Source organism: Sulfitobacter aestuarii (genome assembly GCF_042685005.1).
GTDB classification, from domain to species: Bacteria; Pseudomonadota; Alphaproteobacteria; order Rhodobacterales; family Rhodobacteraceae; genus Sulfitobacter; species Sulfitobacter aestuarii.
This window is the reverse complement of record NZ_JBHUMP010000041.1, coordinates 1-7,611: the sequence shown is the minus strand read 5'-3', so window position 1 is coordinate 7,611 and position 7,611 is coordinate 1. Positions and strand designations below refer to the sequence as shown.

Annotated in this window: 7 protein-coding genes; all 7 read right to left on the bottom strand. The window is 55.6% G+C overall.

The annotated features are described in order from the left end of the window. Window positions 1-39: 39 nt before the first annotated feature. The 7 genes from ACFSUD_RS19160 to ACFSUD_RS19130 all read right to left on the bottom strand — a co-directional run bounded on the left by ACFSUD_RS19160 (window position 40) and on the right by ACFSUD_RS19130 (window position 6,715). Entirely contained in the window at window positions 40-1,173 is a 1,134-nt protein-coding gene (locus ACFSUD_RS19160; RefSeq protein WP_386376105.1) for a recombinase family protein, read from the bottom strand. 24 nt (window positions 1,174-1,197) lie between these two features. Beyond that, window positions 1,198-1,521 (bottom strand): hypothetical protein, encoded by a 324-nt coding sequence (locus tag ACFSUD_RS19155; protein ID WP_386376104.1) that lies wholly within the window; start codon window positions 1,519-1,521, stop codon window positions 1,198-1,200. A 233-nt stretch (window positions 1,522-1,754) separates the two neighbouring features. Next, the gene (locus tag ACFSUD_RS19150) at window positions 1,755-2,093 is read right to left on the bottom strand and encodes a hypothetical protein (protein ID WP_386376103.1); all 339 of its coding nucleotides are present in this window, start codon (window positions 2,091-2,093) and stop codon (window positions 1,755-1,757) included. A 33-nt stretch (window positions 2,094-2,126) separates the two neighbouring features. After that, window positions 2,127-2,330, bottom strand: coding sequence for a hypothetical protein (locus ACFSUD_RS19145; RefSeq protein ID WP_386376102.1), 204 nt, complete (start codon window positions 2,328-2,330; stop codon window positions 2,127-2,129). Window positions 2,331-2,344: 14 nt separating this feature from the next. After that, a complete protein-coding gene (locus ACFSUD_RS19140; protein WP_386376101.1) occupies window positions 2,345-3,991 on the bottom strand; it encodes a type IV secretory system conjugative DNA transfer family protein in 1,647 nt (548 codons plus the stop codon). A 269-nt stretch (window positions 3,992-4,260) separates the two neighbouring features. Next, window positions 4,261-4,566: a hypothetical protein gene (locus ACFSUD_RS19135; protein WP_386376100.1), complete on the bottom strand. Its 306-nt coding sequence runs from the start codon at window positions 4,564-4,566 to the stop codon at window positions 4,261-4,263. A gap of 535 nt (window positions 4,567-5,101) precedes the next feature. Next, window positions 5,102-6,715, bottom strand: coding sequence for an RNA-directed DNA polymerase (locus ACFSUD_RS19130; RefSeq protein ID WP_386376099.1), 1,614 nt, complete (start codon window positions 6,713-6,715; stop codon window positions 5,102-5,104). Window positions 6,716-7,611 lie beyond the last annotated feature (896 nt).

Sequence of the window (7,611 nt, the reverse complement as noted above, 5' to 3'; positions counted from 1 at the left end):
AGCCGCATCGACGATCTGCTGCCGTGGAACTTCAGGACGTCAAGCTGAACCGACAGTGCTATCCCGCGACCGCTTACTGAAGAGTTGTGGCGATGGCTGAAGTGTCTTCAGGATGTCTACGAATCCTGCTTCCATCTTCGCGCGCGCGACCGATTTGCTCTTGGCTTCACAACCGCGCGTCTCGCAGCGGTAATACGCATAGCGTTTACGGCAGCCCGTGCTCCACGCAGCCGTCATGGCGTTGCCGCAGCAGTCGCACAGCACGAAGCCGCGCAGCGGGAAATCCTCATTGTAATCCTTACGCGCCGCAGGCGCGCGCTTCTTGCCTTCCAGATTGTCCAGTATACGCTGATGGGTCTCGAAGGTGATGAGGCCCTCATGCTGACCTTGGCGGAGGCTGACATCCCATTTCGGGGCTTCGACATAGCCCGCATAGACAGCCTTCTTGAGCAAGCGCGTTATGGTCATCGGACGAATCGAGCCATCCTTCTTATCCTTCGGATAGAATGGATTGCCCTCCAAGAACCGCTGCACCTCCGCTTGTGATACAAATCGCCCGGTTGCGTAGCCCTCCAGCGCCTCGCGCACGATTGGCGCGAGCGTCTCATCAGGCACCAAGACCTTGCCGCCACCACCTTTGGCAGCAACATAATTGTAACCCACGGGAGCCTTGAAGACCCAAAAGCCGTTCTCGACGCGTGCCTTCATCTTCTGGATCACCTGGCGGCGGTTTTGTTCCCGCTCCAACTGGCCCTGCGCGGCCATGATCGTCTCGATAAACACGCCCTCGGGCGTGTCTTCGAGCTTGAAGTTCAGGCACTCGACCAGCGCGCCGCGTTTTGCAAATTCACGGCGCAGCTTGATGTGAAACTCGGTATCGCGCGCAAAGCGTTTTAGATCATCAAAAATGACGACATAAGGCTTGCCCGCTTGAGCATCGAGATAGGCCAGCATGGCGCGCATGCCGGGCCGCTGCATGAAGTCGCCGCCGCCGGACACATCGTCGGGGAAAACGGCTTCAACGTCATAGCCTTGCTGATCGGCATAGACGCGGCAGCGCTGCTCCTGGCTCTCTAGGCCGCTGCCCTCGATCCGTTGCTTGGTGGACGAGACGCGGCAATATATGAGTGCGCAGAGCCCTGCTTGTTGTTTTTGCTCCAATATTTGTTGCATGAATCCTACCTTTCCCGCGCCGCTTCACGAGCGCGGCGCGTCATGGTCATCTATTATCTGTGAACTTGCCTCTGAGTTTAGCGCGCCTCGTGCGTTCTTGTCCTGTTCTTCCAGCGCTTTTTCGTCTTTTCCACAGACTTCCTGAGCGGGATGGACTTCAAAACCGAGATCGACATAGGCGATGATGATGCTCCACAGCGCCTCCAGGAACTGGTCTTTCTGCTCTTCGCTCAAGCCCAGCTCATCGAGCATGTGCTGATAGCGCTCGACATCGATGCTCAGCGTTTTCTTGCTTGTCGCCGCATCAAAATGCAGCTGCAGCGCGCTGCGGTCATTCCCATCCATCATATTAGCCCTTCTTGAACATACGAGCTCGTCATCGCCGAGGCCCATAGGCCGCGCGATCTGGCGCGTAATCGTGGATTTTTGGGTTGTCGTTGTTCCGGTTGCCCCGCGCGATCCTCGCGCCCCGGATTATGGGTCCAAAATTGGGCAATAATCCTGTGCAGACCGCTACGGGCCTGCGTTTTGCCCGGGCCCTCAGCTCCCATTTTACCACCTATTGGAATTGTCATGCAAATTCACCTCTCATGTTCTGGCCCCCGGTAGTCGCGGGCTGTGCTGAAATCGCGCCGTGCTTCTTCGGGACGCTGTCGAAAATTCTCGCGCAAGCGGTTGATCTTCGCGCGGTGTTCTTCCCGCTGAGCCTCAAGCGCAGACTGACGAACCAATAGGTCCGCCGGTCTCGGCTCTGGTGCGGGCACTCCGGGATGCAAGGCGTCTTGCCAGTCTATGCTTTCCTTGGTCTGGATGCCGCGCTCGACGAGCTTTTGCGGGTCCGGCAGGCATTCACGCCGAACAGATGTTTCTGCATGCGCTTGCTCTGCAAAGGCCTGCCGTATGCTTTTGGGCGTGCTCAATGGGGAATGTCCTTCGGCCTAGCTTGGAATCTGCTATTTCGAGAATATCGCGGCATAGCCGGTGCAGATTGCGGCAAACACAAACGACGATGCTATCAAGGGCTCGCCATCAGCAAATGCCGGGTAGATAAGGGCGGTGGAAACAAGGCACCCCACACCGAAAATTGCGCGTTCACTGATACCGGAGCCTTTTCTTGGCTTCGCTTGTTTCCGTTGGACAAAAATGAATCTGATCACTGCTGTTCTCCTTCTCACTTGAGTTTCGGGCGATAGCCCTCGATGAATTCCCATTCGCCGTGCTTGTATTGAGGGAATGCTTTGAAGCGCTCGGGCACGGCCTCGCGGATCACGCGGCGGCGACGATAGCCAAGGCGCGTTCGCACGCGGACCGAACCCATGTCGCGGTCGAAGTAAGGATTAGGGCCGTACAGCCCTGCATATTCGGGGCGTGTGAAATACGGGCGAACCGGCGCGACGAACGGGTCAATGCTATAGCCAGACGGAACCACCAGGGCGTTGCCACGCGGTAAGCTCATGATTTCACTTGGCTGCATGAGACGCCGCGCCTGCTTGCGCACATGCTGGGTTTCGGCATCCAGCGCCCGCATGACCATGCCTGTCTTGAAGGGGTCTGCGCCTTCATACAGGACGGCATGGATGGCTTCACGCTTCGCCCGTGCCGCGCGTTCGCGCGTGAGCGTATCGGCCAATTGAAGAGTTTGATCACCAAGCTTTCGGCTCAGATACTCCGCCGTCTCCAGATCGGACACGCCGCCGCCGAGATAAAGTTCGAGATCGGCACTGGCCGTAAGCGTCGTCGCTGCGGACTCACCTAAATTGCGGCGTATTTGCCCGTAGTCCTGGAAAACACACAGCGGGGTCAGCCCTGGCCCGCGATCAAAAGTGTACATTTCCAAGAGCTCGCTTGCCCGTCCGAGCTGTCCCGCCTCGTCGATGACAACATGGATGCGCGGAGCGTGCGGCTTGCGATGCTTGGTGGTCCTGAGTGTCGAGATGGTCTGACGCAGCACCGCAGCGTTCCGGACCGTCAACTCCGCAGGGAAGACGATAAAGAGAATGATCGGCTGGTTGCGATCCTCGGTGAGAATATCAAAAGAAACATCCGCTTCATCGCCGCCAACAAATGCTTTCTGGATGTTCGGGTCGCTAGCAGGCGCAAGCGCGTTGGTGATCTCGCCCAGCACGGACTGATAGGTTCGCTGGCCATCCTCAGACATCTTGAGCATCTCACCGAAAGTGCCCGCCAGATCGGGCTCACCCAGAGCCGCGAGTGCCGAGCTCATCTCAGCCCAGGCGTCCGGCGCGCTGACGATCATGGCAACGAGCTCTCTCAGACGCGGCAGGGAAAGCGTGCCATCGGCGTGGACAAGGCCGCGCATGATGGCGGCAAGCCACGTCCGCGCTTTGATTTCAAAGAAGCGGGAGTCACCGTTTCCACCGTCGGGAATCCAGTTGAGCGCCGCCCGGTCGCAATCGGCAACCAGCGTGCGGGAACTCGGCGTCAGATGGCTGAAAAGATTGAGGCTGTGCGAGGCTGCTCCCGTAGCGCCATAGGCATCTATCAGGTAAACATGAGCGCCTTGATGAATGAGCCCGGCACCAAATGTGAGGAACATCTCGCCCTTAGGATCGATTACCACCATGCGCACCGGTCCTGGCGCACGTGCGAGCGTTCCCATCAGGTGAGCAAGCACGCTGGTGAATTTACCGGCCCCAGCCCCGCTGATGAGCAGCATTCCGGCATCGCGGGAATGGCTAAGAAATCGACCACGGCTATAGGCCACAGGCAACACGCCCTTGGCCTTAAACGCGCGGCGAATTTCAGCATCGCTCGCAAAACGCGCCGAGCCAAACGGATGATCGTGGGAATGGGACATGCCTGCCGAGTTTCCTTGTGCATTTAATGGGGTATGGGGAGGAACTGGCGGGCTCGAAGAACCCGCCAGCCTTTCTTCAGCCAAAAATCGCAGCAACGATTGCGCAGAATACGACTAGGCTGACGACTCCTGCGGCCAAGTTCTGAACAAACTCGACAAACTTCTCCCAGCCAGTCTTGACCGTCCGAACTCGGATCACTTTCCCAACTTCTTCACGAACTTCTCTTGGCATTTTTTTTACCTCCTTTCTATTTTTCTGAGGGTTGCGGTTAGAACGAGAGTGCAAGCCGGTATCCGACTGCAGTAATGATGGCGGCGAGCGCCAATTTCGTAGCGACGCGGGTTGCCGCAAAAATGAATAGGTGCAGAAACGCCCAATACGCCCATTCCAGAACATCGAGCATTTCGCGCCCGTAGTTGCGCAGAGCAATCTGACGAAAAGCGCTCAACGTGATTTCGAAGGCCGGATCGGCCCAGAGAAAGGCTGCGCCCGCACCCGCGATGATTGCGACAAAATCAGTGGGGTCAGAGCCATTCCCACCTTGCTGCCTGCCATGATGTCCAAAGCCGTTCATTTTTTGTTTCCTCTCGGGTTGCGTGCCGACCTGCCGATAGACCTGGGCGTCTAGTCGGGGTGCTCCAAGGAAGAGCTTGGCGCTGGAATGATCTAAACCCTGAGTGGTGTACGGCTCAGCGAGCGTGAGAGCCTCTGAAAAGCTGTCGTACCGGCCACCGCGAAAATGGCATGATGGCGGCTTTAAGCCTGTGTACCTTGACGTTTTCAGCCTGCCGACAAGCTACTGCCGCTGGCTGTTCATGTGCCTTCTTGGTGTCGTCTTGCACTATTTGACACGAGCCAGCCCGCACGATGAACTTCACGACGTCGTACTGGGTCATGTCCTGCTGCTGCAGGATCAGCGACCGCGTTGATCTCGCACTTGGCGGATGACCAGGTGGATCACTTCAATGAGCACGACCGCTTCGAGATAGTCCCCAAGCTATCCGGCCACCGTGCTGCGCAGTGATAAGTGCCAGTATGGAAAGTTTGCACTGCTCTGAGCGTCTAAGCGCGCGCGAGCAAGAGTTTGCAAAATTGATGGCAATGAGGCGTTAAAATGGATTATCCGCCTCTGCATCCTCATCATCGTACATGCTTGAGCGGGGCTCAATGGCAAAAGAAATCGTGCCAAAATCGTCTTCGTCAATATTACGGAATACGACTGGAAGGATAGTGCGATCATAAATGAAAGCACCACTCGCGTGCAGGTTTTGCATTACAGGATCTGAGAGAAGTATCTGCTCATGCCCAGGCCAACGCTTGGTCTTCCACTCCAAAAATAGAGGCCAATACCGCCCTCGATCAGTTTCGGTGCTCAGCCGTGTTTGCGCGTCAGCGAGAACAGCAACATCTACGAGGCCCGGTTCAATACCATTCAATAGAGCGACGGTCGTTAATGCGCCACAATTCTGGATGATACGTCGCGCATGTTCGATATTGATGGAAATATTCAGATGGTGGTGAGCGTATATCGTCCAACAGACTTCGCTGTCGTTTCCCAAGCGTCCATGATTATCGAGAATCGTAGCCAATATTGAGTGCCATGACTCGACATCTAGATCACCAATTGCCAACTGACGCCAAACTAATATGCGAGCGACGTAGTCAACAGTGTGTCCAAAATGGACGGCAAGCCGTTTGAGAAACGGCTCAACAACATCCCAGTGGTCAAGACTCAACTCATGTTGATCAATATAACGCAAAACGTACTTCAGAATTCCATCGTCATTTTTGGCAACGGCACTCGCAAAGGCGTGCTCAAGTGCGGATCGCAGCCGGTCTCTGGCCCGCCGTCCCGTTGTCCCGACGGCGAACTCGATCTGCCCTGAAATTTCCGACGGCCAGAAATCAGAGAAACTGAAATCTTCGGAATAAATTCGTGTCTTATTCTCGTTGATGTCTAACTCAAATTCACGGATGGCTTCCCGATAGCGAGAAAGTGCGCGCTCCGCATCGGCATGTGAATTTGCGCCGATCCATACATCGTCAACATGCCGCACTACCGTGCAGTCGATCCCGTCAAGCCGCCGCATAAATTCAATATCGATTGCGGTGCCGATTACTTCTGCAAAAACTCGTGACATATCAGGGCCTACCGGAACTCCAACGGTTTGCCCGTCTTGACCACTGCGGATCAGCCAATCTGCTCGATTGAAGAAAACATTCGCTGATTGTACCCGCCGATCAGCTTTGGAAGCTGCCTTGCCATGATAGGCCCAGGGTATAGAATGCGTGTAAATCGAGTGATAAAACCGGGCGATGTCTGTTCCGGCAATAAATCGGTAAGAAGAAAGTCGGCTCACCTTCTCTTCTTCAAGTGCCATATGCGAATTGATTACAAGGGCGCGGTCAGCATCTACATCATGGTCCGGCACCGAAAAACTGGCCGAGCTTCTTGCGAAGAATTCGTTGATGTCTGTCCAGCGACTCGAAACGAACTCAGCCATGTCGTGTGCAGTTGCAGGATGAACTGCAGAGAACACGCGTCGCGTAAGCCCCCGTTTTGAGGCGTTGTAGGTTGCAGCTCGCAGGGGATTTCTGCCATCGGTCACGTAACCACGTGGCGGATTGGCCGAGAAATGATCTGCGATTGTCGCTGTCGTAAAGGCTGGTGGCAAATTTTCTGGCAAATAGCCTTTTAGCAATAAGTCATGCTTAAATGTCATGTGAGGATGTAGCCATAAAAGTACCTACTTTTCAATGCTAATTTGCTGACATGCCAGCGCACTAAGCCTTCTTCAGTATTTCCTTGGAGACCGTCCTCGTTGTTACTTTTCGCAGCAGGCATGGTTCAGAGCCCCGCCACGCAAAAGATCGAATTCCTTCCTGCTCCTTTGGATTAAGAGCAAACGCAAGATGTGTGTGGTAGTACCACACCGATCTTGGCAAGGGAGCCCGCTGCGCGCTCCCGTTGCATCCCTCCGGCTGCTGGCTCTTCCAGGGTATCGAACCCATCCAGAGCCAGGAGACCGTATCGCCGGTCAAATACTCATGGGAGACTTCAGCTCTCCCAAACCCATCGATCCCTTCAGGAAGATCAGGGGCTACCGCGCCACCCCTGAACCCCACTCGAAGGGACTTGGAGCACTGCCGCTCCACCCTTCACCCGAACCATGCACGAAACGTCTGGCCGTTCGATCACCAATCAGGGGAGCCTTCGAGCGCCCAGCGATACCCCATGACGACTTCATCGAGACCAAAGAAGGGAGCGCTTCGCCGCTCCCTTACCTTGGAACCATCCCATCGACCAAGGAGCCTTCGTGCCCCTATGGAACCCTGACCAACCTTCACGCGGCGTTGGTTGCAAGCAGCTGATTCTGACCGGCAGGTTTTCTGTACGCCAGCTTTGGGTTGTGCTTGTTGCTAAAGTGGTAGAGCCATTGTGGATAAGTTGCCGTGCGGGGCTGGCTGACACCGTACTCTCTGATAAGCTACCGATATCAAACCGCTAACTTCGTATTGACCGCGTCGACGACCAAGATGCACTAACAGGCCGCTGAAATAGTCCCACCTCGACAGCGGTTTGAGAACATGATTCACCCTCATCACGGTAAAGGCGAGG

Coding starts and splice junctions, on each gene's coding strand:
- ACFSUD_RS19160 (WP_386376105.1), bottom strand. CDS start 1,173: ATGCAACAAATATTGGAGCAAAAACAACAAGCAGGGCTCTGCGCACTC.
- ACFSUD_RS19155 (WP_386376104.1), bottom strand. CDS start 1,521: ATGATGGATGGGAATGACCGCAGCGCGCTGCAGCTGCATTTTGATGCG.
- ACFSUD_RS19140 (WP_386376101.1), bottom strand. CDS start 3,991: ATGTCCCATTCCCACGATCATCCGTTTGGCTCGGCGCGTTTTGCGAGC.
- ACFSUD_RS19135 (WP_386376100.1), bottom strand. CDS start 4,566: ATGAACGGCTTTGGACATCATGGCAGGCAGCAAGGTGGGAATGGCTCT.
- ACFSUD_RS19130 (WP_386376099.1), bottom strand. CDS start 6,715: ATGACATTTAAGCATGACTTATTGCTAAAAGGCTATTTGCCAGAAAAT.